At 45.5% G+C, this 382-nt stretch carries 1 protein-coding gene; it reads left to right on the forward strand.

The window, feature by feature from the left end; translation table 11 throughout:
* Positions 1-382 (forward strand): S24 family peptidase (locus H0X90_RS35995; protein ID WP_330165473.1); only part of this gene is annotated, 382 nt, incomplete at both ends.

The raw sequence follows: 382 nt of genomic DNA on the forward strand, positions 1-382 counted from the left end.
AGCAAGGCCTTACAAAAAGTTTCAACGGTGACACCCTTTTTAAAGTCGCAGCTGCACTGCAGTGTTCACCGCAGTGGCTTCAGAACGGAGATGAAAAAGATAAGCATTGGGAAAATAATGTTAAGAGCTGCCCACAGAGAGACACAGCACACTCTTACCCTGTAATTAACTGGGTTCAGGCAGGATTATTCGCAACCGCTGGTGATGACTACAACATGTATGATCAGGATAATTGGAGGCATTCTGTAAAATACGCTGGTGAGAGGGGGTTCTGGCTGGAAGTGCACGGAGACTCAATGACTTCGCCCGTAGGAATAACATTTCCTGAAGGAATGTCGATCCTTGTCAACCCAGATAAAGAAGTTTTTTCAGGGTGTTACGT

Origin of the sequence: Burkholderia sp. 9775_39 (assembly GCF_015712225.1) — a bacterium.
GTDB classification, from domain to species: Bacteria; Pseudomonadota; Gammaproteobacteria; order Burkholderiales; family Burkholderiaceae; genus Burkholderia; species Burkholderia cenocepacia.